General features: G+C 68.3%; 22 protein-coding genes and 1 pseudogene. 8 read left to right on the forward strand and 15 right to left on the reverse strand.

The window, feature by feature from the left end; genetic code table 11:
• Positions 1–13: 13 nt before the first annotated feature.
• The 4 genes from ACX5I6_RS17745 to truB all read right to left on the reverse strand — a co-directional run bounded on the left by ACX5I6_RS17745 (position 14) and on the right by truB (position 2,836).
• Positions 14–997, reverse strand: a complete 984-nt coding sequence (locus tag ACX5I6_RS17745) for a bifunctional riboflavin kinase/FAD synthetase (protein WP_461841324.1) — start codon at positions 995–997, stop codon at positions 14–16.
• A gap of 78 nt (positions 998–1,075) precedes the next feature.
• Complete coding sequence (locus ACX5I6_RS17750) at positions 1,076–1,525, reverse strand: hypothetical protein (protein ID WP_461841325.1); 450 nt, start codon at positions 1,523–1,525, stop codon at positions 1,076–1,078.
• Between the two features lie 19 nt (positions 1,526–1,544).
• Positions 1,545–1,898 (reverse strand): hypothetical protein, encoded by a 354-nt coding sequence (locus ACX5I6_RS17755; protein WP_133832596.1) that lies wholly within the window; start codon positions 1,896–1,898, stop codon positions 1,545–1,547.
• Between the two features lie 2 nt (positions 1,899–1,900).
• Complete coding sequence (gene truB, locus ACX5I6_RS17760; RefSeq protein WP_461841326.1) at positions 1,901–2,836, reverse strand: tRNA pseudouridine(55) synthase TruB; 936 nt, start codon at positions 2,834–2,836, stop codon at positions 1,901–1,903.
• Between the two features lie 78 nt (positions 2,837–2,914).
• On the opposite strand from truB, the gene ACX5I6_RS17765 reads away from it, so the two are divergent.
• Positions 2,915–4,072, forward strand: a complete 1,158-nt coding sequence (locus tag ACX5I6_RS17765; RefSeq protein ID WP_285248105.1) for a pyridoxal phosphate-dependent aminotransferase — start codon at positions 2,915–2,917, stop codon at positions 4,070–4,072.
• Between the two features lie 28 nt (positions 4,073–4,100).
• Here the strand turns inward: ACX5I6_RS17765 and trxA are convergent, their stop codons facing one another.
• Both trxA and ACX5I6_RS17775 read right to left on the reverse strand, forming a co-directional pair.
• Positions 4,101–4,538: a thioredoxin gene (gene trxA / locus ACX5I6_RS17770; RefSeq protein WP_461841327.1), complete on the reverse strand. Its 438-nt coding sequence runs from the start codon at positions 4,536–4,538 to the stop codon at positions 4,101–4,103.
• A gap of 2 nt (positions 4,539–4,540) precedes the next feature.
• Positions 4,541–5,023 (reverse strand): nucleoside deaminase, encoded by a 483-nt coding sequence (locus ACX5I6_RS17775; protein ID WP_461841328.1) that lies wholly within the window; start codon positions 5,021–5,023, stop codon positions 4,541–4,543.
• Positions 5,024–5,196: 173 nt separating this feature from the next.
• Between ACX5I6_RS17775 and ACX5I6_RS17780 the strand changes: the two genes are divergently transcribed.
• Positions 5,197–6,324, forward strand: a complete 1,128-nt coding sequence (locus ACX5I6_RS17780; protein WP_461841329.1) for a ScyD/ScyE family protein — start codon at positions 5,197–5,199, stop codon at positions 6,322–6,324.
• Positions 6,325–6,388: 64 nt separating this feature from the next.
• Here the strand turns inward: ACX5I6_RS17780 and rbfA are convergent, their stop codons facing one another.
• From rbfA to rimP, 5 genes are all read right to left on the reverse strand, one after another.
• The gene (rbfA, locus tag ACX5I6_RS17785; RefSeq protein WP_461841330.1) at positions 6,389–6,898 is read right to left on the reverse strand and encodes a 30S ribosome-binding factor RbfA; all 510 of its coding nucleotides are present in this window, start codon (positions 6,896–6,898) and stop codon (positions 6,389–6,391) included.
• Between the two features lie 290 nt (positions 6,899–7,188).
• Entirely contained in the window at positions 7,189–10,074 is a 2,886-nt protein-coding gene (infB, locus tag ACX5I6_RS17790; protein WP_461841331.1) for a translation initiation factor IF-2, read from the reverse strand.
• Positions 10,075–10,226: 152 nt separating this feature from the next.
• Complete coding sequence (locus ACX5I6_RS17795) at positions 10,227–10,637, reverse strand: YlxR family protein (RefSeq protein ID WP_461841332.1); 411 nt, start codon at positions 10,635–10,637, stop codon at positions 10,227–10,229.
• Positions 10,638–10,754: 117 nt separating this feature from the next.
• Positions 10,755–11,735, reverse strand: coding sequence for a transcription termination factor NusA (gene nusA, locus ACX5I6_RS17800; protein ID WP_018763475.1), 981 nt, complete (start codon positions 11,733–11,735; stop codon positions 10,755–10,757).
• Positions 11,735–12,349 (reverse strand): ribosome maturation factor RimP, encoded by a 615-nt coding sequence (gene rimP, locus ACX5I6_RS17805; RefSeq protein WP_387453709.1) that lies wholly within the window; start codon positions 12,347–12,349, stop codon positions 11,735–11,737. The genes nusA and rimP overlap by 1 nt, the downstream gene beginning before the upstream one ends.
• A 105-nt stretch (positions 12,350–12,454) precedes the next feature.
• Between rimP and ACX5I6_RS17810 the strand changes: the two genes are divergently transcribed.
• The 3 genes and pseudogenes from ACX5I6_RS17810 to ACX5I6_RS17820 all read left to right on the forward strand — a co-directional run bounded on the left by ACX5I6_RS17810 (position 12,455) and on the right by ACX5I6_RS17820 (position 15,454).
• Positions 12,455–13,555: a DUF4439 domain-containing protein gene (locus ACX5I6_RS17810; RefSeq protein ID WP_461841333.1), complete on the forward strand. Its 1,101-nt coding sequence runs from the start codon at positions 12,455–12,457 to the stop codon at positions 13,553–13,555.
• A 96-nt stretch (positions 13,556–13,651) separates the two neighbouring features.
• Positions 13,652–14,418 (forward strand): annotated as a pseudogene (locus tag ACX5I6_RS17815) (VIT1/CCC1 transporter family protein).
• 4 nt (positions 14,419–14,422) lie between these two features.
• The gene (locus ACX5I6_RS17820; protein WP_461841334.1) at positions 14,423–15,454 is read left to right on the forward strand and encodes an aminoglycoside phosphotransferase family protein; all 1,032 of its coding nucleotides are present in this window, start codon (positions 14,423–14,425) and stop codon (positions 15,452–15,454) included.
• 39 nt (positions 15,455–15,493) lie between these two features.
• On the opposite strand, the gene ACX5I6_RS17825 is transcribed toward ACX5I6_RS17820, so the two are convergent.
• Genes ACX5I6_RS17825 through ACX5I6_RS17835 form a run of 3 tightly spaced genes read right to left on the reverse strand, consistent with a single transcriptional unit; the run spans position 15,494 to position 19,543 of the window.
• Positions 15,494–16,885 (reverse strand): pyridoxal phosphate-dependent decarboxylase family protein, encoded by a 1,392-nt coding sequence (locus ACX5I6_RS17825; protein WP_461841335.1) that lies wholly within the window; start codon positions 16,883–16,885, stop codon positions 15,494–15,496.
• A gap of 55 nt (positions 16,886–16,940) precedes the next feature.
• Complete coding sequence (locus ACX5I6_RS17830; RefSeq protein WP_285248118.1) at positions 16,941–17,735, reverse strand: sulfite exporter TauE/SafE family protein; 795 nt, start codon at positions 17,733–17,735, stop codon at positions 16,941–16,943.
• Positions 17,732–19,543 carry a proline--tRNA ligase gene (locus tag ACX5I6_RS17835; protein ID WP_461841336.1) on the reverse strand — a complete coding sequence of 604 codons (1,812 nt, stop codon included), beginning with the start codon at positions 19,541–19,543 and terminating at the stop codon, positions 17,732–17,734. Before ACX5I6_RS17835 ends, ACX5I6_RS17830 begins: the two co-directional genes overlap by 4 nt.
• Before the next feature lie 438 nt (positions 19,544–19,981).
• Here ACX5I6_RS17835 and ACX5I6_RS17840 point away from each other — a divergent pair, with 438 nt between their 5' ends.
• From ACX5I6_RS17840 to ACX5I6_RS17850, 3 genes are all read left to right on the forward strand, one after another.
• The gene (locus tag ACX5I6_RS17840; protein ID WP_461841337.1) at positions 19,982–20,797 is read left to right on the forward strand and encodes an ABC transporter ATP-binding protein; all 816 of its coding nucleotides are present in this window, start codon (positions 19,982–19,984) and stop codon (positions 20,795–20,797) included.
• An 11-nt stretch (positions 20,798–20,808) separates the two neighbouring features.
• A complete protein-coding gene (locus tag ACX5I6_RS17845) occupies positions 20,809–21,552 on the forward strand; it encodes an ABC transporter permease (protein WP_461841748.1) in 744 nt (247 codons plus the stop codon).
• A 124-nt stretch (positions 21,553–21,676) separates the two neighbouring features.
• Positions 21,677–22,216, forward strand: a complete 540-nt coding sequence (locus tag ACX5I6_RS17850; protein WP_461841749.1) for a TetR/AcrR family transcriptional regulator — start codon at positions 21,677–21,679, stop codon at positions 22,214–22,216.
• Here ACX5I6_RS17850 and ACX5I6_RS17855 read toward each other — a convergent pair.
• Complete coding sequence (locus ACX5I6_RS17855) at positions 22,209–22,967, reverse strand: hypothetical protein (protein WP_461841338.1); 759 nt, start codon at positions 22,965–22,967, stop codon at positions 22,209–22,211. The two genes, ACX5I6_RS17850 and ACX5I6_RS17855, sit on opposite strands and share 8 nt — an antisense overlap.
• Positions 22,968–22,993 lie beyond the last annotated feature (26 nt).

Raw genomic sequence — 22,993 nt, forward strand, 5'->3', positions numbered from 1 at the left:
CCCGGCAGTGCTGTCAGCGGGCGGCGAGGAGTTGATGGGCCTGCGCCACATCCAGCCGCATCTGTTCCACCAGGGCCTCAGGGCCACGATAGGCCACCATGCCCCGCAACCGTTCGACGAATTCCACGATCACTGTCTGGCCGTACAGATCGAAGTCCTCCACGGCTTCCTTGGGCCGGTCGATGACGTGTGCCTCGACTTGCCGGCTGACGCCGTCGAACGTGGGATTGGAGCCCACCGAAATCGCCGCCGGCCAGCGCGTTCCGGCCTGGTCCACCAGCCAGCCTGCGTAGATGCCGTCGGCCGGGATCAGTCCCGAGGCATTGGAGGCGAGGTTTGCGGTGGGGAAACCGAGCGCCCTGCCGCGGGCGGCACCGTGGACCACTTCGCCGCGCATCCGGTGGGCCCTGCCCAGCACCGCGGCAGCGGTGGCGACGTCGCCCTCCTGCAGCGCCTCGCGCACCCAGGTGGACGAGCAGCGCCGGTCGGTGGCTTCGTCGCCGTGCAGCGGGTAGCCCTCTGAGCCGAATTCGCTGATCACCTGGACATCGAAGCCGAACTTTTTGCCCAGCGCCTTCATGGTGTCCAGGTCACCGGAGTTGCCGCGGCCGAAGCGGGCATCGTGGCCGATGACAACGTGGCTCGCGTGCAGGCAGTCCACCAGGTACTGCTCCACGAATTCCTCGGCCGTCAGGCTGGCGAGGTCCAGGGAGTACTTGACCACGAGGACGGCGTCCAGGCCGAGCTCGCCCAGGGCATCCAGTTTGTCCTCCAGGCCCATGATCAGTTCCGGTGCAGCCTCGGGGCGATGGATCAGCGCGGGGTGGGGATCGAAGGTGACGGCCACGGCCTTGGCGTGCGCGAGACGGGCCGAGCGGATCAGCTGGGACAGCACCTGCTGGTGGCCGCGGTGAACGCCATCGAAGTTGCCGAACGTGACAACGGATGGGCCGAAGTCCGCCGGGACATCGGACGGATCGTTCCAGATGTAGACCATCACCCTCGCCTTAAGCTGCCTGCAAAATCTGTGCTCCGGGGCCAGGCCGGCCGCGGAACTCTTCAAGGTTACCCGGATTCACTGCGTCTCTTTGGCCCGGGACGGGCGGCGGCGGTACAGCCACGCCAGCCCGAGGATGGGCAGCAGCAGCGGGATGAAGCCGTAGCCCCGGCCGAACAGCGACCAGACCGTCTCATGCGGGAACTGCACGGAGTCCAGGACGCTCAGGGTCCCCACCACCAGGACACCCGCCAGTTCCACCAGGACGGCCGCCACGGACACCTTGAACCAGGTGCTGCCTGCCTTGGCCAGGGAGACGGTGGCCACCACGTACACCAGGGCGGCGAAGGCCGAGAGCAGGTAGGCCAGCGGAGCCTCGGAGAATTTGGTGAGGATCTGGTACCCGGCGCGGGCCGTGGCGGAGATCGCGAAAACCCCGTAGACCGCGATCAGCAACCTGCCGGGTCCGGTATTGCGGGTGTTGCGGGCGGGTGCGTCGGCGGCCGGGCGGCCCTGCTGGTCTCTCATTTGTTCTGCCTCTTCCACTTCAGTACCAGATCTGGTTCATCCGCGCCGCCATCACCAGTGCGGTGACGCCGACGGCGGCCAGGACAAAGTTGCTCCACCGGGTCCGTTCCAGGATGGACCAGTACGCCGCTGCCGGGGGCAGGAGCATGGCGGTGGCCATGTAGCCCCAGAATTCCCAGGCTTCGCCTGCGATGTGTTCGCCGGCAATGACCCGCACGATGGAACCCACCAGGTAGACCACCAGGGCCAGTTCAACCGCGGCAACGGAGAGGATGGTGACGTCGTTGGGCGCTTTCTTCAGGATTCCGGCACCGAGGCAGAGCACCGTGGACACCAGGCCGACCACCAGGATGATCCAAAAATATGCATCCACGCCTATGCCTCCGCCGCGGTGGTCGCCGCCGGGCCGGTGCCGGGGGCAAAGACCAGCACCGGTTTGGCGTAGCTGCCCGCGTCGGCGAGGAGGGCCACCAAGGTGCCGTCCGGGGCGAAGGCTGCGGCCGGGTGTTCCGCCGTGGCGGTGCCCGCGGTGCCGGGGGCGGCCCCGGCAGCGATCCGCCGGCCGAAGGAGATTTCCGTGGTTTCCTCCGCGGTCAGCTCACGGTTGGGCATCAGGGCCCGGGCGGCCTGCGACATTTCCAGGATGGTGAGTTCTTCGGCGAGCTCTTCGAGGGTCCGCGCCTGGTCCAGCGAGTAGGGGCCCACTTGGGTCCTCCGGAGGGCGGTAAGGTGCCCGCCGGTGCCGAGGGCGTTGCCGAGGTCCCGGGCGAGGGCACGGATGTAGGTGCCGGAGGAGCATTCAACCGTGACATCGAGGTCGATAACGTCCGCGTCCGGATCCCGCCTGACGGCATGGACCTCGAACCGGTGGATGGTGACGGGGCGGGCGGCCAGCTTGACGTCCTCGCCGGAGCGCACCCGTGCATAGGCGCGTTCGCCGTTGACCTTGATGGCGCTGACGCTGCTGGGCACCTGCTCGATCCTGCCGGTGAGGGCTGCGACGCCGTCGTAAATTGCCTGCTCGCCCACCCCGGACGTGCCGGCCGTGGCGGTGACCTCCCCTTCGGCGTCGTCCGTCACGGTGGACTGGCCCAGCCGGATGGTGGCCGTGTAGGTCTTGGCGGTGCCCACGATATAGGTCAGCAGCCGGGTGGCCTTATTGATACCGAGAACCAGGACGCCGGTGGCCATGGGGTCCAGGGTTCCCGCGTGCCCCACTTTCCGGGTACCTGCGAGGCGCCGCATCCGGCCAACCACGTCATGGCTGGTCCATCCCTGCGGCTTGTCCACTATCACCAGTCCAGAAAGCACGCCTCCCAGTATATCGGCGCAGGTTGGGGCGCCCGCACGCCATGCGGAGGGCGGACGTGGACGGCTAGGATGGCTGGCATGCCCGAGCTTGCCGCCCACGTCCGCGACGTGCCCGTCAACCAGATCCGCGAGATCACCGAGGCCGCCTGGCGCACCCCGGACGCGCTGGTGCTGAGCATCGGCGAGCCCGGCTTCCCGCTCCCCCGCCATGTCCTGGACGCCGGCATCGCCTGCCTGGACCGCGATGAAACCAACTACACGCCGAACGCGGGCATCCCGGCCCTGCGCGAGGCGTTCGCGGCCAGGTTCCGCCAGGACCAGGGCGTCGATGTCGGGGCCGACCAGGTCTACGTGGTGTCCGGCGCGCAGCAGGGCCTGCACTTCGCCATGAGCCTGCTGCTCTCCCCGGGCGACGAGATCCTGATCCCCAACCCGGGCTATCCCACCTTTGCCATGACCAGCCGGCTGCTCAATGCCGTGCCCGTGCAGTACCCGCTGCACCCGGACCACAACTTCCAACCCCGGGTGGCCGACGTCGAAGCCCTCATCACCGGCCGCACCCGGGTGCTGGTGCTCAACTCCCCGTCGAACCCGCTGGGGGCCGTGCTGGGCGAGGACCTGGTCCGCGACCTGATGGACCTGGCCCGCCGACACGACCTCTGGGTCATCTCCGACGAGTGCTACGAGGCGTTCACCTACGACGTGCCCCACGTGAGCCCGGCACGGTTCGACGCCGGCACCCCGGAAGGGGCCCGCGTGTTCACCTCCCTGACGCTGTCGAAGACGTACGGCCTCACCGGACTGAGGATTGGCGCGCTCATCTGCCCGCCGGGCCTCAAGCAGAAAATGGACAACGTCATGGAGTCGATCGTGTCCTGTGTAGCGTCCGCCCCGCAGTACGCGGCGCTCGCCGCCCTGACCGGGCCGCAGGACTACGTCCGGCACGCCCATCAGCATTACCGGGAAAACCGGGACGCGGCCTCGGCGGTCCTGGCTGCCAAGGGGATCCGTTTCCTCCCGGCGCAGGGTGCGTTCTACCTGTGGGCCGATCTGTCCCACGCGACCGGTGGCGACGTGCGGGCGTGGGTGCGGCGCTTCCTGGCGGACGCCGGTGTGGCGCTGGCGCCGGGAACCGCATTCGGCTCCATTGGCGAGGGCTGGGTGCGGATCGCGTTGTGCGGCCGGAAGCAGGAACTCGTCGAGGGCGTGTCGCGGCTGCCCGCCGCGTCCCGGTAGCGGCGCCCGCAAGACCCGGCGGCCGGCGTCAGGTTTGGGCGCCGGCGAGTGCCCGGTCCAGCCAGGAACGCAGCACCTCCGCCGGTGCGGCGCCGGCTTGGCGGGCCACTACCTTGCCGTCCACGATCACCATCAGCGTCGGAATGGCTTGGACATCGAAACGCCGCGACAAGCCGGGAGACGTGTCCACGTCCACCTTCACCAGCTTGATCTTTCCCGGCCGCTCCCCCGCCAGCTTGTCCAGGACCGGGCTGACCATCCGGCACGGCCCGCACCATGCGGCCCAGAAGTCCACCAGGACCGGCACCGCCGATTGCTCGGCGACGGCGGCAAAGTCCGCGTCGCCTGCAGAGACAATCCACGGGAGGTCCGCCTTGCAGTTGCCGCAGCGTGGATGCCCGGCTGCCCGGACCGGCACCCGGTTGGTCTTTCCGCAGGCCGGGCAGGCGATAAGTGCAGTTTCCATGGCTAATAGTCCGTCCTGCCGGCGAAGGCGCCCCACGCCTGGAAGGGGAGGTCCGACGTCGGGATGTCACCCCGGGTGACCGGCATCAGGTCCGGCCGGGTGCCGTTGAAGTAGTCGTAGAAGAGGGCGTCATCGAAGCCCGCGGCCGCCGCCCCGTGCCGGTCTGCGGCAAAGTACACATGGCCGATCCTGGCCCATAAGGCTGAGGCCAGGCACATGGGGCACGGCTCGCAGCTTGCGTAGAGCACCGATCCGGTGAGGTCGAAGTTTGCCGTTGCCGCCGCTGCTGCCCTGATGGCCACGACCTCCGCATGGGCGGTGGGATCGTTGTCCCGTGTGACGCGGTTGACACCGGCGTGGGCTTTCCCGTCGGGGGTCACCACCACGGCAGCGAACGGTCCCCCGCCCAGGCCAACGTTCCGCGTTGCCAGCTCCACTGCCTGCTCGAGGTACGTGGAGGGGATGCCGTGCTCGTCCGAGGTCATAGCACGATCCTAGCCACGTGGGCGCTGTTGGGGGATAGAAAGGGGGCAACGCAGGGGGGATTCCCCCAACGACTACCCGCTGGTAGGAGCCTACGCTTGCGCGCGGGGGAACATTTTGCCTCTTCGGAGGCTTCCTATCCAGCCCGTCAAGGGCCCCGCACCCGGAGAACCCAATGAAGAAAAGACTCGCACTCTTAGCCTGTATCGCGGCCACCGCCGCCGCCATGGCGTCCGCTGGCCCCGCCTCCGCATCCACCCGCACACACGACTACGACGTCCTTGCAGATGGACTCGTCTCTCCCCTGCACGTCGCGGCAGCGGCCGGAAAATCGGTCCTGGTGTCCCAGGACTTTGCCGGGAAACTCACCCGCATCGGCAAGGACAACTCCACGAAGGACCTGGCGACGGAGACGCCCCCGGGCTGGGAGGTTGCCGGCTCCGATACCCACGGCAGCACCACGTATTACCTTGAAAGTTCAGGCGCCGGCCAGGGAGACCCCGCCGCGCTGCACGGATACCTCAAGTCGATCGACGCCAAGGGCGAGGTGGACACGATCGCCAACTTTGCCGACTACGAACGCCGGCACAACCCGGACGGAGACCAGCACTACGGGTTTGGCCGTGACGTCAGCGATCAGTGCCTGGCCGGTTGGCCCGCGTTCCCGCCGGCCAAGTACAAAGGCACGGTGGACTCCCACCCTTATGCCTTGGCGGTCAAGGATGACACCGCCTATGTGGCCGACGCCGGCATGAACGCCGTGCTCAAGGTGAACCTGGAGAACGGTGACATCGATACGGTCGCTGTCCTGCCGCCACGGCCGGCCACCATTCCGGCGGGTTTGAAGATCCCGGTGGACATGAAGGGGAACACCATGACGGTTCCGGACTGCGTGGTGGGGCACAAGTACGCCTTTGAGCCCGTGCCTACCGATGTGGCGATCGGCCCGGACGGGATGCTGTATGTGACGTCCCTGCCGGGCGGACCGGAAGGACCGGAGCTTGGCGCCCGCGGTGCGATCTTCAAGATCAACCCGTGGAACGGTGACACCGACCTCTGGGCGGACCACATCCTCAGCCCCACGGGCCTGGCGGTCGCCGGCAACGGTGATGTGTATGTGGCGTCGCTGTTCGGCGGCGAAATCCTGAAATTCACGTGTGAGGGCAGCCGTTCCCAGTTCCTGGCTGTGAACATGCCCGCGGACGTCGACATCAGCGGCAACACGCTCTACGCCACGGCTGACGCGCTCGGGGATCCCTCTCAGCCGCCGTCCGGGAAGGTCATCAAGGCTGACCTGCACTAGGGATGCAGCACTGATGGGTTAAAGCCGCAGGGCCCGGGATCAGCTCCCGGGCCCTGCTCACGTCCTACTTGTTGCTGTCCTCGTCGACGTCGCCGTCGCTGCTGAGGTCGGTATCCTCTTCGTCGAAGGCGTCTTCGTCGATGTCGACGTCGTCGGACACATCAGCCTTGTACGGGTCGGCGTCGCCGGCATGCTGCGCATTGGCAGCCAGCGCGGCCACTTCGGCGTCACGCTTGCGGGCTTCCCGAAGCAGTTCCTCAAGGTTCGAAGCGTTGACCGGGATCTGGTCTGCCACGAACTCCAAGGTGGGGGTCAACCGGACGGTGATGTTCCGGCCGACTTCCTGCCGCAGCACGCCCTTGGCCTTTTCAAGCCCCTTGGCGGCGTCGACCTGGACAGTCTCGTCGCCGAACACCGTGTAGTAGACAGTGGCATGCTGCAGATCATTGGTCACCCGGGCGTCGGTAACAGTGATGCCCTCAAGCCGGGGATCCTTGGCCTTCCGGCCCAGAGCTTCAGCAACAACAACCTTAATCCGCTGCGCCAACTTGGCAGCACGTGCCGGATCAGCCATGAATAACTCCTATAAGAAGAAAAAAATAAGGGACGTACGAGGGCGACGCCGCTACTTGGGCGATTACGTCGCCCCGGGTGGTGCGCGCCATGGTAAGCCAGGGACGACGCCGTCGGGATCTTCCGGCGGCGCTTTGGAGCCGTGAAGGGGGCCCGGGAGTGGCATCGGGCCTGCCGGAGACGGGTGGCTGACGATCGCAGATCGTCGGCCACCCGTCGTAGGGGCGGGGCCCCCTTTACGGCGGAAAGCGGGGGCCGCCGGGAGATCCCGACGGCCCCGAAACAGACAGCCTAGACGCGCGGCTTCTCGCGCATCTCGAAGGTCTCGATGATGTCGCCCTCGGTGATGTCGTTGTACGAGCCAAGACCGATACCACATTCGAAGTCCGTGCGGACCTCGGTGGCGTCGTCCTTGAACCGCTTGAGCGACTCGACCGTGAGGTTGTCACCAATGATCTTGCCGTCGCGGGTGACGCGTGCCTTGGCGTTGCGGCGGATGATGCCCGAGCGGACGATCGAGCCGGCGATGTTTCCGAACTTGGAGGAGCGGAATACTTCGCGGACCTCGGCGGTGCCCAGCTGGACTTCTTCGTACTCCGGCTTGAGCATGCCCTTGAGGGCTGCTTCGATGTCATCGATTGCTGCGTAGATGACGGAGTAGAAGCGCATGTCCACGCCTTCGCGGTCTGCCAGTTCGGCAACCCGCTCGGCGGGCTTGACGTTGAAGCCGATGATGACGGCGGAGTCGACCGTTGCCAGGTTGACGTCGTTCTGGGTGATGGCACCCACACCGCGGTGGATGACGCGCAGCTGCACGCCTTCGCCGACGTCGATCTTGAGCAGCGCGTCTTCGAGGGCTTCCACGGCACCGGACACGTCACCCTTAAGGATGAGGTTGAGGGTGTCGATCTTGCCTTCGGCGACGGCCTGGTCGAAGTCTTCCAGGCTGATCCGCTTGCGGCGCTTGGCCAGGGCGGCGTTGCGGTCGGCGGCTTCACGCTTCTCGGCGATCTGGCGGGCGGTGCGCTCGTCAGCGGTCACGAAGAAGGTGTCACCGGCGCGCGGGACGTTGGACAGACCCAGCACCTGCACGGGGCGGGACGGACCTGCCTCGGTCAGGGCGCTGCCGTCGTCGTCGAACATCGCACGGACGCGGCCGTGGGCCGTGCCTGCCACGATGGTGTCGCCGACGCGCAGGGTGCCGGACTGCACCAGGACGGTGGCAACCGCACCGCGGCCCTTGTCCAGGTTGGCTTCGATCGCGATACCGCGGGCGTCCTTGTTCGGGTTGGCGCGCATGTCCAGGGCAGCGTCCGCGGTGAGCAGGACGGCCTCGAGCAGCTCGTCGATGTGGAGGTTCTGGCGGGCAGAAACTTCCACGAACATGGTGTCGCCACCGTATTCCTCGGGAACCAGTCCGTACTCGGTCAGCTGGCCGCGGACCTTTTCCGGGTTGGCGCCTTCCTTGTCGATCTTGTTCACTGCCACGACAATCGGCACGTTGGCCGCCTGGGCGTGGTTGAGCGCCTCAACGGTCTGGGGCATGACGCCGTCGTCCGCTGCGACCACCAGGATGGCGATGTCGGTGACCTTGGCACCTCGGGCACGCATGGCGGTGAACGCCTCGTGGCCCGGGGTATCGATGAAGGTGATCTTCCGGTCGTCGCCTTCGTGGTTGTGCGTGACCTGGTAGGCACCGATGTGCTGGGTGATGCCGCCGTGTTCGCCCGCCATGACGTCGGACTTGCGGATGGCATCGAGCAGTCGGGTCTTACCGTGGTCGACGTGGCCCATGACGGTGACTACCGGAGGACGTGCCTCAAGTTCCTCATCGCCTTCGGCTTCGAGCTCGGCGTCAAAGTCGATGTCGAAGCTGGAGAGCAGCTCGCGTTCTTCGTCTTCCGGGGAGACGACCTGGAGCTTGTAGCCCAGTTCCTCGCCGAGGAGGGCGAAGGTGTCTTCGTCCAGGGACTGGGTGGCGGTAGCCATTTCACCAAGGTGGAACAGCACGGTCACCAGTGCAGCGGGGTTCGCCTCGATCTTGTCGGCGAAGTCCGTGATGGACGAGCCGCGGCGGAGCCGGATCACAGTGTTGCCGTCGCCGCGGGGTACGCTCACGCCACCCAGCGACGGGGCACTCATCTGCTCAAGTTCCTGGCGCTTGGCGCGCTTGGACTTGCGCTGCTTGCCACGGCCTGCGCCGCCCTTGCCGAAGGCACCCTGGGTGCCACCGCGGCCGCGGCCGCCCTTGCCGAACCCACCACCGGCGGGAGCACCGCCGCCGCCACCGGGGCCACCGGTACCGGGAGCGCCGCCTGGGCGTCCGGGCCCGCGGCCGCCGCCGGGACGGCCGGCACCTGCGGGTGCGGGACGCTCGGTGCGGTTGGGCATCATGCCGGGAGTGGGGCGGGGACCGCCGGGACGCGGGGCGCCGGGACGGGGTCCGCCGGCGCCGGCTGCGGGACGGGGCCCACCGGCACCGGCTGCGGGGCGCGGCCCACCGGGACGGGGTCCGCCGGCACCGGCGGCGGGACGGGGTCCGCCGGGACGGTCGCCATCGCGGCCGCCGCCCGGACGGGGCATGCCCTGGGAGGTGGCGAACGGGTTGTTGCCCGGACGCGGAGCGCGTTCACCGTCTCCGCCGCGGCCACGGGGCATGCCCTGTGAGGTGGCGAAGGGGTTGTTGCCCGGGCGGGGACCGCCGGGCCGGGGCCCGGAAGCACCCGGCGTGGAACCACCTGGACGGGTGGAGGGAGCCGGGGTCTCTGCCTTCGGGGCAGGGCGGGCGCCGGGCTTGGCGCCCGTGGACGGAGCCGCGGGGGCGGCAGGCGCCGGGGTTTCAGCTGCGGGAGCTGCCGGGGCAGCCTGGGCAGGCGCGGCCGGTGCTTCTGCCGCGGGGGCCGGGGCCTTGGGCGCAGCCGGGCCGGGCGCGGGTGCTGAAGGACGTGATCCTGCTGCGGGTGCGGGCGCCTTGGGGGCGGCTGCGGGCGTCGCGGCAGGGGCTGCCGACTTGGCAGCGGCGTCCGGGAATGCGTTGCGCAGTTTCCGCACAACGGGGGCCTCAATGGTGGATGAGGCGGAGCGAACGAATTCGCCCAGTTCCTGCAGTTTTGTCACTGCATCTTTGGAAGTTATACCGAGCTCTTTGGCGAGCTCATGTACGCGGACCTTGGCCACATTTCTCCTGTCTCGGTCCGCACCGAGCCAGGCACGAACCGTCTACTTCTTACTGCGGACCCCAGCCGCTGATACTGCGGAAGGGCCCATTGCAGAGCGCAACAAAGTTGTCATCGTTACGCACTCATCGCTGGGAACTCATCGGGTTTCCATCAGATTTCTGACCCGCTTTCAGGTTGGACGGTTGGTGTTGCAGCCGCCGTGGCGACGTCAACGGCCGGGCCTGACGTGATCCGGCGTTCAACTGCGGCGGTCCCGGTCGCGCCGGGAAGGGCACGTCCGAATGCTCGCCGCTTGATCGCCAGAGCCAGGCACGATTCGTTGGGGTGCAGCCAAGCACCCCGGCCAGCCATCCGGCGTCGTTCATCCACCAGGACAGCGGTTGACCCGCTGCCTTCGGCGACGAGCCGGAGCAACTGCGACCGCAGGCCTTTCTTCCGGCATCCGATGCAGGTACGTTCGGGCTGACTCCCGGTGGAAAGCACTTCTGCCACGGTCATCGTCCTGACGTTCATTCTGCTGGCCCTGGAATGCCCGCCTCCGGAGTCCCGGAAAACTGGCATGCACAGGGCACACGACTGCCGGCCGTTAGGCGCGGTCTTATCTATTCTAGCCCCTTTGGGCCATTCTGCCCGAAACCGGGTGGCTGCCGGAGTCCGGCGGCCACCCTGCCCTGGACGTTATTTGTCGCGGGGGGCCGCGGCGTCGGAGACGATGTCGATCCGCCAGCCCGTCAGCTTTGCCGCCAGGCGGGCGTTCTGGCCTTCCTTGCCGATGGCCAGGGACAGCTGGTAGTCGGGGACCACCACCCGGGCGGACCGGGTGGCTTCGTCGGTGATGGTGACGGAATTCACGCGCGACGGCGAGAGGGCGCTGGCGATGAAGGTCGCCGGGTTCTCGCTGAAATCGACGATGTCGATCTTTTCGTCGTTGAGTTCAGTCATGACGGCCCGGACCCGCGACCCCATTTCCCCGATGCACGCACCCTTGGCGTTGATCCCGGGAGTGTTCGCCTTCACGGCAATCTTGGTGCGGTGTCCGGCCTCGCGGGCCAGCGCAACGATTTCCACCGAGTGGTCGGCGATTTCGGGCACTTCGAGTTCGAAGAGCTTCCGGACCAGGCCCGGGTGCGAGCGGGACAGCGTGACCGACGGACCCTTGGTGCCGCGGTGGACGTCGATCACCAGGGCGCGCAGGCGGTTGCCGTGAATGTATTTTTCCCCGGGGACCTGCTCCGGCGGCGGCAGCAGCGCCTCCAGCGATCCGAGGTTGACCTGGATCATGTGCGGGTTGTTGCCCTGCTGGATGGTGCCGGACACCAGTTCGCCCTCGCGGCCCTTGAATTCGCCCAGGACGTTGTCATCCTCGACGTCGCGGAGCCGCTGCAGGATGATCTGGCGTGCGGTGCTGGCAGCGATCCGGCCGAACCCCTCGGGGGTGTGCTCGAATTCGCCGATCGGAGCCCCGTCGTCGTCGATTTCGACAGCCCAGATGGTCACGTGGCCGCTCTTGCGGTCCAGCTCGGCGCGCGCTTTTTCGAAGGCGCCGGGCGACTTGTGGTAGGCCACCAGGAGCGCCTGCTCGATGGTGGGGATCAGGAGGTCCAGCGGGATTTCACGCTCACGCTCCAAAAGCCTCAGTGCGCTCATGTCAATATCCATCAGGCCTCCTCGGAAGGTCCATTGTGTTCAGGTTCCAGACCATCTTCGGAGAGGTGGCTGAATTCGATCTCGACTTTTCCGTTGCGGATCCTGTCGAAAGGAAGCTTTACGGGTTCGCCCTGCCGGGGCTTCATGCCCTTCTTGACGGCGACCTCCGGGACCAGGGTCACGCCGTCGTCGCCCACCGACTGGATGCGCCCGGTGACGTTCTCACCCTGGACCACGTTGACCTTGACCATCCGGCCACGGGCACGGTGCCAGTGGCGTGGTTCGGTCAGGGGGCGCCCGACGCCGGGTGAGGACACCTCGAGGTCGTACGGGCGCGTGTCGGCACTGGGGTCGCTGTCCAGGACGTCGGAGAGCACCTTCGAGATGTCGGCAATGACGTCCAGGCTGACACCGCCCGTTTCCTCCTGGGGCAGGTCCACCACGACGTTGACCACCCGGTGCGAGCCGGCGATGTTGATGGCCACGTCCTCAAGGTAGAGCCGGTTGGCCTGGACGGCGGGCTCCAAAAGAGCCCGGAGCCGGGCGGCTTCGGGGTTGTGGGCCGGTGCGGATCCGCTTCCCGTACCGGTGTGGTCTGGTGAAGCCGTGGCTTCTGCATTGCTCACGATGCCGGCCGCCCTCCCTATAGATGATGTGTGTTTACTAGCGTAGCTATTTTACCGGTCCAGTGGTGCACCGGGGTCCCCCGCAGCGTGACACCATGGTCTGTTGTGAATGACCGCCGCCCCGACAGCCACCCGCGCCTGCGTCCGTTCCGTGTTGCCGCCCTCGCCTTGGCGGCGCTGGTTGTCCTGAGCCTCGGTTTCGCCCTGGTTCCCGCGGAAAAGCCCGCGCCGGCGGTTCCTTCCTTTTCGGAGCGGGCCATGGCGGCGGCGCTCACGGACGCCCTGGAACTGCGGGCTGCGGGACAGGGCCTGGCGGCCAGCGGTGCCGTGGATTCCGCTACGGTTGACGCTGTTGTGACGTTGCTGACCATCCAGGCCAGGGCGCTCCAGTCCCCTTCCCCCGAAGCCGGCGCGCAGGGGTCGGCGTCCCCGTCACCGGCCCCTGCCATCCCTGCCAAGGGGGCGGCAGAGATGGTCCAGGCACTCGCCGCGAGCGGCCGCGTCCGCATCAGGGACGCAGGAGAGGCCGACGGCGGGTCGGCCCGCCTCCTGGCCGGGACCGGCACCGCCCAGCTGCTGGCCGCCGGCAGGCTCGCTGCAGCGGCCGGGCTGCCGGCGCCGCAGGGCATGGCAGCTGGGCCGGACGGGGACGTATCCGGGGCTGCCTCCAGCGCGTCACCGTGCGTGGCACCACCGGCCACGGCGGCCGCGCCGGAGTCCACCGGTCCCGGCGCTCCTGCCGGCGCGCGCCAGGCTTTGGCAGCCGTAACCGTCGCCGAGCAGCAGGCCATCTATGCCTACCAGGCGGCGCTCCCCCGCCTCGCGCCGGCGGAGGCGGGCCCGGCGTCGGAATTCCTGGGCCGGCACAAAAACCTTGCCGCGTCCGCGGACGCACGCCTCCGGCTCGCCTGCGGAGTGCCCGTGCCGCAGCAGCCGGGCTATATCCTCGATGGCGGCTTCCTGGCCGCACCTGCGGCGGGGCTGGGCCGGATCGAAGCATCAACCCTGGCGGCCTACGGCGATGCTGTGGCATTGACCCAGGGCCAGGACCGCGCCTGGGCACTGGGGGCGTTGGAGTCGACGGCGGTCCGGGCCGCGCGGTGGGGCGCAGACCCGGGTCCGGTTCCAGGCCTCATCCTGGACGTGGGTCAACTGCCCGCGCTTCGTGTCGGCGAATCCACCACGAACTCCCCCACACCATCCTGACCGCGAACTGCGCCCCGTTGACTGCCAATGCGCCCGCTTGGAGGGGACCGTGCCGGAGGGGTGGCACCGGAGCGTCCGGGGTGGTTTGCTGAAGGCATGAACACGGACGAACCGGCTGACGCCCGGGGCACCACCCCGGACACCCCGGGGCTGACCCGCCACCGTGGGACCGAACCCCACGGCGACGATATAGCGCACCGGCTGAACTGGCTGCGCGCCGGTGTCCTGGGGGCCAACGACGGCATCGTCTCCGTGGCGGCGATCGTGGTGGGCGTGGCAGGTGCCACCGCCGCATCCGGCCCCATCCTCACGGCGGGCGTCGCCGGCGTAGTGGGCGGTGCGGTGTCAATGGCCTTGGGTGAGTACGTTTCCGTGAGCAGCCAAAGCGACAGCCAGCGGGCCCTCATCGAGAAGGAACGCCGGGAACTGGCGGAAGAACCGGACGAGGAACTGGCCGAGTTGACCGCCATCTACCAGGCCAAGGGCCTGACACCTGAAACTGCTGCCAAGGTGGCCCGGGAACTCACGGCCCATGATGTGCTGGCTGCACACTTGTCCGCGGAACTGAACATTGACGAAACAGATATCGTCAGTCCCTGGCACGCGGCGTTCGCCTCGGCGCTTGCCTTTACGATCGGCGCCATCCTGCCCATGCTGGCGATCCTCCTTCCGCCGCCGGAAGCCGGATCCCGTTGACCTTCGTGTCGGTTTTGGTGGCCCTGGCGTTGACGGGAGCCCTGGGGGCCTGGATTGGCGGCGGTTCAAGAACCAAGGCAGCCGTCCGGGTGGTGGTGGGCGGGGCGCTGGCATTGGCGGCGACGTTCCTCATCGGCAACCTGCTCGGCGCCTCGGGCGTTGTCTGACCCGGTGACCAGGACGCAGGCAGTCTCCATCCCTCCGGACCTGGAGTCCCGGTACACGCGCACCAGCGCCGGCCGGGCCTGGATCGGCGCCTTGCCCGGGTTGGTGGAGGATCGCCTGGTGCAGTGGGGCCTTGAGGTCGACCTGGCACCCGGCGGCCTCCCATGGAGCGGGCATGGCGGCATGGTGGTCCCGGTCCGGCGGGACGACGGCTCCCCCGCGGCCCTCAAGATCGCCTTTCCCCACGACGAGGCCACGGTGGAACGCCATGCGCTGGCGCTTTGGAACGGGCAGGGGGCAGTGGCCCTGCTGGCCTCGGACACCGGATCATGCGCCATGCTCCTGGAACGCCTTGACGCCGGCCGGCCGCTGGCTGTCCTGCCGGTGGACGACGCCGTCCCGATCTGGGGCGCCCTGGTCCGGCAGTTGGGGCTGGTCCCGGACGAACGCCCGCAGTGGCTGGAGTTCGGCCACATCGCAGCGCGGGCGGAGCAGTGGAGCGACGACTTTCCCGCGGACTGGGAGCAGCTTGGACAGCCTTTTCCCCGCTGGCTGCTGGAAGCAGCCCTGGAGGTGTGCCAGACCCGGGGCGCGGTGGGCCGGGGGTCTGCCCGGGACCTACTGGTCCACACGGATCTGCATTTCCTGAATGTCCTCGCCCGTCCCGGCACTGCGGCACCGGATGGACCACACCGGCGGGACGGTTACTCGGCCATCGACCCGCAGCCAATGATCGGCGAGCCGGAATTCGCCGTCGCGCCCCTGTTGTGGAACCGCCTCGCGGACTTGCCGGCAAAGGACGCCGGCCGCGGCCTGCTCCGGCGGTGCCACGACTTCAGCACGGCCGCCGGCCTCGACCCGGACGCGGCCCGGCAATGGGGCATCGCCAGGGAGGTGGACAACGCGCTGTGGTACGCCGCGCACGGGCACCACGGCGACCTGGCCCGGTCGCTGTGGGTTGCCAGCACGCTGGCCGGGGGCACCCTGGAGGGCTTGCCGCATCCCCATTCCCTGCCGGAGCCGGGCCAGGGCGGATAGGAGCCGGCAGCCGGCCGGTACGTCCCGCCCCGGGAATGGTCACGAAGTCCGCACGGCGGCCAGGGCTGAGCGGACGGCCTCCACGGCGGTGGCGACGTCCTCACCGCCGGTATGCCAGTTGCTCACGGAGACCCGGAGGATGTCGCGGTCCTGCCAGCGCGAACCGGACATCCATACTTTCCCGTCCTCGATGATGCGGGCCGTCACCGCACGGGTTGTCTCGTCGTCGCCGAACGCGATGCATACCTGGGTGTAGCCGACGTCATTGAGGACCTCCACGCCGTCCAGCGCTGCGAGGCCGTCGGCGATCGCGGCGGCGGCAGCCGCGAGACCGGCCACCTGGGCTGCGACCCCCTCGCGGCCCAGGCTTTTCAGGGCTGCCCAGACCGGCACTCCGCGGGCGCGCCGCGACAGCTCCGGGACCTTCTCGAACGGGTCCCCCGGGCCTTCGGCATCGTGCACGAGGTAACTGGCGTGCAGGCCCATGGCGGACCGGAGCGCCGCGGCGTCCCGGACGATCGCAATGCCGCAGTCGTAGGGCACGTTCAGGGTCTTGTGGGCATCGGTGCCCCACGAGTCTGCTTCCTCGAAGCCTGCGGTGAGGTGCCGCAGTTCCGGTGCGGCCGCCGCCCACAAACCGAACGCACCGTCGATGTGTACCCACGCCCCGTGCTTGCGCGCGACGGCGATGGCGTCCGTAAAGGGGTCAAAGGCGCCGGAGTGCAGGTTTCCGGCCTGAAGGCATACCAGGGCGGGTCCCGTGCCGGACGCGAGGGCGGCATCCAGCGCGGCAGGGACCAGGCGCCCCTGCCCGTCGACGTCCACCGCCATCGGCTGTCCCAGCCCCAGGTATCGCAGGCCAAGGTCCACGGTGTCGTGCCGCTCCTTGCCCACGAAGCAGCGGATCCGTGGCGCGCCGGACAGGCCGTCGCGGTCAAGGTCCCAGCCTGCGTCGGTCAGCAGCCGCCACCGGGCGGCAGCCATGCCAGTGAAATTCGCCATGGTGGCGCCGGTGACGAACCCGACGTCCGCGGCGCCCGGCAACCCCAACAGGTCCAGCAGCCAGCTACCGGCGGCTTCCTCGATGGCAGCCGTGGCCGGTGTGGCATAGCGCAGGCCGGCATTTTGGTCCCAGGCGCTGACCAGCCAGTCCGAGGCAAGGGCAGCGGGAAGGGTGCCGCCGATCACCCAGCCGAAGAACCGGCCGGCAGGCATGGCCATGAGTCCTGGTTCGGCCGCGGCGGCAAGCAGGTCGATGACCCCTGCGGCCGGCATGCCGGCGTCCGGGAGCGGGCCGCCAAACGCTCCGGCAAGCTCGGAGGCGTGCAGGCTGGGCCCCACCGGCCGGCTGGGAAGGCTGGCCAGCCAGGCCTGGGTATGCCTCGCCGCGGCCGCAAGTGCCGGTGCATACTCGTCATCCCCGGGTGCCATACCTGCATGCTACGCCCGGGCGGGTTCCGCCACGAGGAGCAGTTTTGCGCACCGGTCAGGCGAAGTTGTCCTGCCAGACGTCGTAGCCGAGCTTGACGATCAGCGCGGCCACAACCACCAGGAAGACCACCCGGACGAACTTGCTGCCCTGGTTCACCGCGGTACGGGCGCCAAGGTAGCCGCCGGCCATGTTGGCCGCCCCAAGCAGCAGGCCGATGCCCCACAGGATGGACCCGTGCGGCAGGAAGAACAGCAGCGCGCCGGCGTTGGTGGCCATGTTCACGATCTTGGCTTTGGCGCTGGCCTCCAGGAACGCGTAGCCCATGGCAGACACCAGTGCGATCACCAGGAAAGACCCCGTCCCGGGGCCGATGAGTCCGTCATAGAAGCCGATCACGGCACCGATGAGGCAGGCGACGACGTAGTGCTTGTGGCCGTCGTGCCGCAGCGCCGTCAGCTCGCCCACATTGGGCTTCAGAGCGGTGAAGAGCGCGACGGCGACCAGCGCCACCACGATGATCGGTTTGAACACCCCGGCGGGCAGGGAAGCGGCCAGGCTGGCGCCGCCGAAACTGCCCGCCAGGGCTATGGCTGCCATGGGGACGGCGGTCCGAAGGTCCGGCCCCACCCGCCGGTAGTACGTCGCGGCACTGGTGGCGGTTCCGAAGATGGAGCCCATCTTGTTGGTGGCCAGCGCCTGCACGGGCGCGATGCCGGGAACCAGCAGCAGCGCGGGAAGCTGGATGAGGCCTCCCCCGCCCACTACCGCGTCAACCCAGCCGGCTGCGAACCCAGCCACCACGATCAGGATGATGGTGGTGAGCTGGATCGACTCGAAGCCGGAGATCACCGGTTGCGGACGGCGTTGACCACGTAGTCGACGGCCTTATCCACGGCAACGTTCTCGGCGTCGCCGCTGCGGCGGTCCTTGATCTCCACCACGCCGTCCACCAGTCCGCGGCCTACGGCCAGGATGGTGGGCACGCCCACGAGCTCGGCGTCGCCAAACTTCACGCCGGGCGAGACCTTGGGGCGGTCGTCGTAGATGACGGAGAGACCGGCCTCTTCGAGTTCTGCGGACAGCTTTTCCGCTGCCTGGAAGATTTCCTCCCCACGCCCCACGGCCACGACATGGACATCGGCCGGAGCCACGGTGCGGGGCCAGACCAGGCCGCGGTCATCGTGGTTGGCTTCGGCCAGTGCGGCAACGGCACGGGTGACGCCGACGCCATAGGAGCCCATGGTGACCACCACCTGCTTGCCGTTCTGGTCCAGGACCTTGAGGTCAAGGGCTTCGGCATACTTGCGGCCGAGCTGGAAGATGTGGCCCATCTCGATGCCGCGGGCGGTCTCCAGGGGGCCCGAACCGTCAGGTGAGGGGTCCCCTGCGCGGACTTCGGTGCACTCAATCACGCCGTCCCAGCTGAAGTCGCGGCCCGCCACCAGGCCGAAGACGTGCTTGCCTGCCTCGTTTGCACCGGTGATCCATGCCGTTCCGTTGACCACGCGCGGGTCCACCAGGTACAGCAGCTTGGTGGCGCTCTCCGCGCCCAGCAGCGGCTGGTCAAGCGACAGGCCGGGGCCCAGGTAGCCCTTGACGATCAGGGGCTGCTTCTTGAGGTCTTCTTCGCCGGCCTGCTCGAGGCCGATCTCGCCCGCGATCGGCAGGAACGCGCCGATGTTGGCTTCGACGCGCTTGAGGTCCACGGCGCGGTCGCCGGGAACACCGATGACCACCAGCTGCCGCTCACCCGTGGGCAGCGTCACGGCGAGGACCACGTTCTTGAGCGTGTCAGCGGCAGCCCACGCGCCGCCGTCGGCTTCTGCCCGTGGGGCAATCTGGTTCGCAGCCGCTACGAGGGTGTCGATGGTGGGCGTATCCGGGGTGTCCAGGACTTCCGCGGCCGGGGCCTTGCTGAAGTCGATCTCGTCAGGAACCACGGTGGTGACGGCCTCGACGTTGGCTGCATAGCCGCCGGCGGAGCGGACGAACGTGTCCTCGCCGATTTCCGTGGGGAACAGGAATTCCTCGCTCCTGGACCCGCCCATGGCACCGGCGGTGGCTGCCACCGGAACTACCTCGAGGCCCAGGCGCTCGAAGATCTTCAGGTAGGCGCCCCGGTGGGCTGCGTAACTGGCATCCAGGCCGGCGTCGTCGACATCGAAGGAGTAGGAGTCCTTCATGATGAACTCACGGCCGCGCAAGAGGCCCGCACGCGGGCGTGCTTCATCACGGTACTTGTTCTGGATCTGGTACAGGCTCAGCGGAAGGTCCTTGTAGGAGGAATACAGGTCCTTGACCAGGAGCGTGAACATTTCCTCATGCGTGGGAGCCAGCAGGTAGTCGGCGCCTTTGCGGTCCTGGAGCCGGAACAGGCCCTCACCGTATTCGGTCCACCGGTTGGTGGCCTCGTACGGCTCGCGCGGGAGGAGTGCCGGGAAGTGCACTTCCTGGGCGCCGATGGCGGCCATTTCCTGGCGGATGATCTCCTCGACCTTGCGCAGGACGCTCAGTCCCAGCGGAAGCCACGTGTAGATTCCGGGAGCCGCACGGCGGATGTAGCCGGCGCGGACCAACAGTTTGTGGCTGGCAACCTCGGCATCGACGGGGTCTTCGCGCAGCGTGCGCAGGAAAAGCTGGGACAGTCGTAGGACCACGGGTGGTATCCGTTTCTGGGGAAGTGCTGGGTCAGCAGGGCCGGACAATTCGTCTGGGTACTAATCTACCGGCACACACCCTGCGGCACTGACTGGCCGGGCAGCCCACGGGGCCGGGAAGCCCGCCATGCCGGGAAACAGTAGGGCCACGCCCGGAAAATACAAAGCCCCTGGCCCCCCAGTGAGGCTGGTCATCGCATCCGGGCGTGGCCCAACGCCGTTATCGCCTAAGTACTGGTGAGGACTGGTGAGACCGCCCACCCCACTTCCAGCGCAGCTAGATTGAACCTATGTGATGGTGAACACGTTTGACAAGTGTTTTTGCGCCGCAGGATTCCCTTGCCCCCTTGTCCGCCCCGTCCTACATTTAATTCACCAGGTGATGAATTCCCGCGGCGGGTCCGTCGGGGGAGGCCCTGCGGCAGCGACGGAGGCGGCATGTCCCACCCTGAAGCACCCCTGGCGGCAGCCCGCAGGCAGGACACCGCGGCCGTCATAGCGTCGGCACTGACCGTGAAACTGGGACGGCGCCCCGTGCTGGCCGGTGTGGACTTCAGCATTCCCGCCGGACGCATCACCGGCCTGCTGGGACCCTCCGGAAGCGGCAAGACCACGCTGATGCGCACCATCGTGGGCGCGCAGCGCATAGCCGGCGGCACGGTCGAGGTGCTGGGCCTGCCGGCCGGCAGCGCCACCCTGCGGCGGCAGGTTGGCTACGTCACCCAGTCCCCCAGCGTCTACCCGGACCTGACCGTCGAAGCGAACGTCCGCTATTTCGGCGCCATGCACCGGAAGGGGAAAGCCGACGTGGCCGAGGCGATTGCCGCCGTCGGCCTCGAAGCCCTGGCACGCCGCAAGACCGCCGACCTCTCCGGCGGCCAGGTCAACCGCGTCTCCCTGGCCTGCGCACTGGTGGCCCACCCCCGCCTTTTGGTGCTGGACGAGCCCACCGTCGGCCTGGACCCCGTCCTCCGGGCCGACCTGTGGGAACGGTTTCGGGCCATGGCGCGGGCCGGGACCACCCTCCTGGTCTCCAGCCACGTCATGGAGGAGGCCAGCCGCTGCGACACGCTGCTGCTGTTGCGGGAGGGCCGGCTCCTCGCGCAGCTCACTCCGGACGAGCTCAGCAGGCGCGGGCACAGCAGCAACCTGGAACAGGCCTTCCTGGCCATCATCCGGAACGCGGACCACGACGGGACAGGCGATGAACCGGAAGCCGTGGCATCCTCCCGCCCGGAGGGGACGGTGCACTGATGGACATCCTGATGATGTTCGCCACCACCCGCCGGGTGCTCAGCCAGCTCCGCCACGACCACCGCAGCATCGCCCTGATCCTGGTGGTGCCGGCGCTGCTGCTCACGGCGGTCTACTTCCTCTATGAGAATGAGGTGCTGCCGCCGGGTGTTCCCCGGACGTTCGACCGGGTTGGCCTGATGATGCTGGCCATCTTTCCGTTCGTGGTGATGTTCCTGGTCACGTCCATCACCATGCTGCGGGAACGCACGTCCGGGACCTTGGAGCGGCTGCTCACCACGCCGGTGCACAAGGCGGACCTGTTGTTCGGGTACGGCGTGGCTTTCTCCCTGATGGCCGCGCTCCAGTCACTCGTGGCCACAGCGGTGGCCTACTGGATTTTTGGCCTGGACATCGCCGGCGCCCCGGGCTACGTGGTGCTGATCGCGGTGATCAACGCCGTCCTGGGCGTCGCGCTCGGCCTGTTCTGTTCGGCCTTTGCCAGGACCGAATTCCAGGCCGTCCAGTTCATGCCGGTGGTGGTGGTGCCGCAAATCCTGCTGTGTGGCCTGTTCGTTGCCCGGGACCGGATGAATGACGTACTGGAAGCCATCTCCAACGTGCTCCCCCTGACGTACTCCGTGGACGCCCTCCAAGAGGTCGCCGCCCATGCTGAGGCCACCAGCCGGTTGTGGCAGGACGCAGCGGCCATGGCCGGGATCTCGCTCGGCGTGCTGGTGCTTGCCGCGTTGACGCTTCGCAGGCGAACAGCGTGACCTTCCCGGACCAGCGGATCCGGCAGGGAATCCAGCTGGCCGCCCGGCGAATTCCGCTGGCCGCCCGGCGGGTTCCGCCGCGCGCCGCGGACGCCGCGGGGGTACGACCGCGTCCCGCGACCACATCCTCGACGCCGCCCGGAGGCTTTTCGCCGAGCACGGCTTTGACGGGACCAGCCTGCGCCAGGTGGCGCGTGCCGCGGGCGTGGACCCGGCCATGATCCACCATTTCTTCAACGGCAAGGACGAACTCTTTGCCCTCAGCGTGGAACTGCCTGCCGAGCCGGAGCAGGTCCTTGCGGGCATGGCGGAATCGGACCCAGACCAGCGGGCCGAGTTGATGGTCCGCACGGTCCTCCGGCTCTGGGAAAGCCCCGCCCAGGCCGGCCTCCTGGCCTTCCTGCGCGGAACCATCGGGTCCACGGCCAGGACGTCGCTGCTTCGGGAGGCGGTGGCACGCCGGGTGATCACCAGGATCACGGCTTCGGTTCCCGGGCCGCCGCAGGAGGTGGCGCTGCGCGGAAGCCTCGTGGCAACCCAGATCGTGGGTTTGATGATGGTCCGCTACGTGGTGCGGCTGGAACCGCTCGCGTCAGCATCCGCGGAGGATGTGGTGCGGCTGGTGGCACCCACGGTGCAGCGCTACCTCACTGGGCCTATTTGACCAGGGCGGCAGCCGAGTCCAGGAGCGCACCGGCCCGCTGGACGGCGTCGGCCTCGCTCGCGCCCCCGGAAGCGACGGAGGTGAGCACCACGCCCTGCTGCACAGCCTGCGCCGTGACCGTGGACTGCGTGCGGCCGTCCGGCAAGGTGGCGTCCGTACGATATGCGAAGACGCCGGGAACAGAGCCTACGCCCTGCAGGGCCTTCACGGTGACCGAGACCTCCATGCCCGAGGCCGTCATGGTCATGGAGGAGCACTTGGCCAGCTGGTCCGCGGAGCTGGCCACCTTGCCCAGCAGGCTCTGGTCCAGGCCGGCGATCAGCGATAGCGCGGTCGCCGCGCCGGTGCCGGCGTCGGTACTCATGCCGATGGCCATGGTGGCGCCATCCACGTTCGGCACGGCGCTGGCAGCTGCGAGTTCCTTGCACTCCGCGGGCTTGACGTCGATCGACGCGAGCATGGTCTTGGTTTGGTCCAGCGTCTTGGTGATATCAACGGCGGGCAGGACGGTCAGCCTGCGGTCCGCCGAGTCCCTGACCTGCCCCACGATGGCAGCAAGCTGCTCGGACGTATAGGCCTTGGCAGTAGGCGTGGGCGTTGCCGTGGGGGTTGGGGCGGCTTTGGTCTGTGACGCCGCCGGCGTTGCGGTCGAGGAATCTGCGGCCTGCGGGGCTGCCGGTCCCCCGCACCCGGATACCGCCATGGCCAGGAGGGCAGAAGCCCCGAATGTTCCCAGCACGGTCTTCTTCATTTTTCCCCCAATTTTCAGTTCTCCTC

This window comes from Arthrobacter sp. MMS24-T111 (assembly GCF_054888995.1).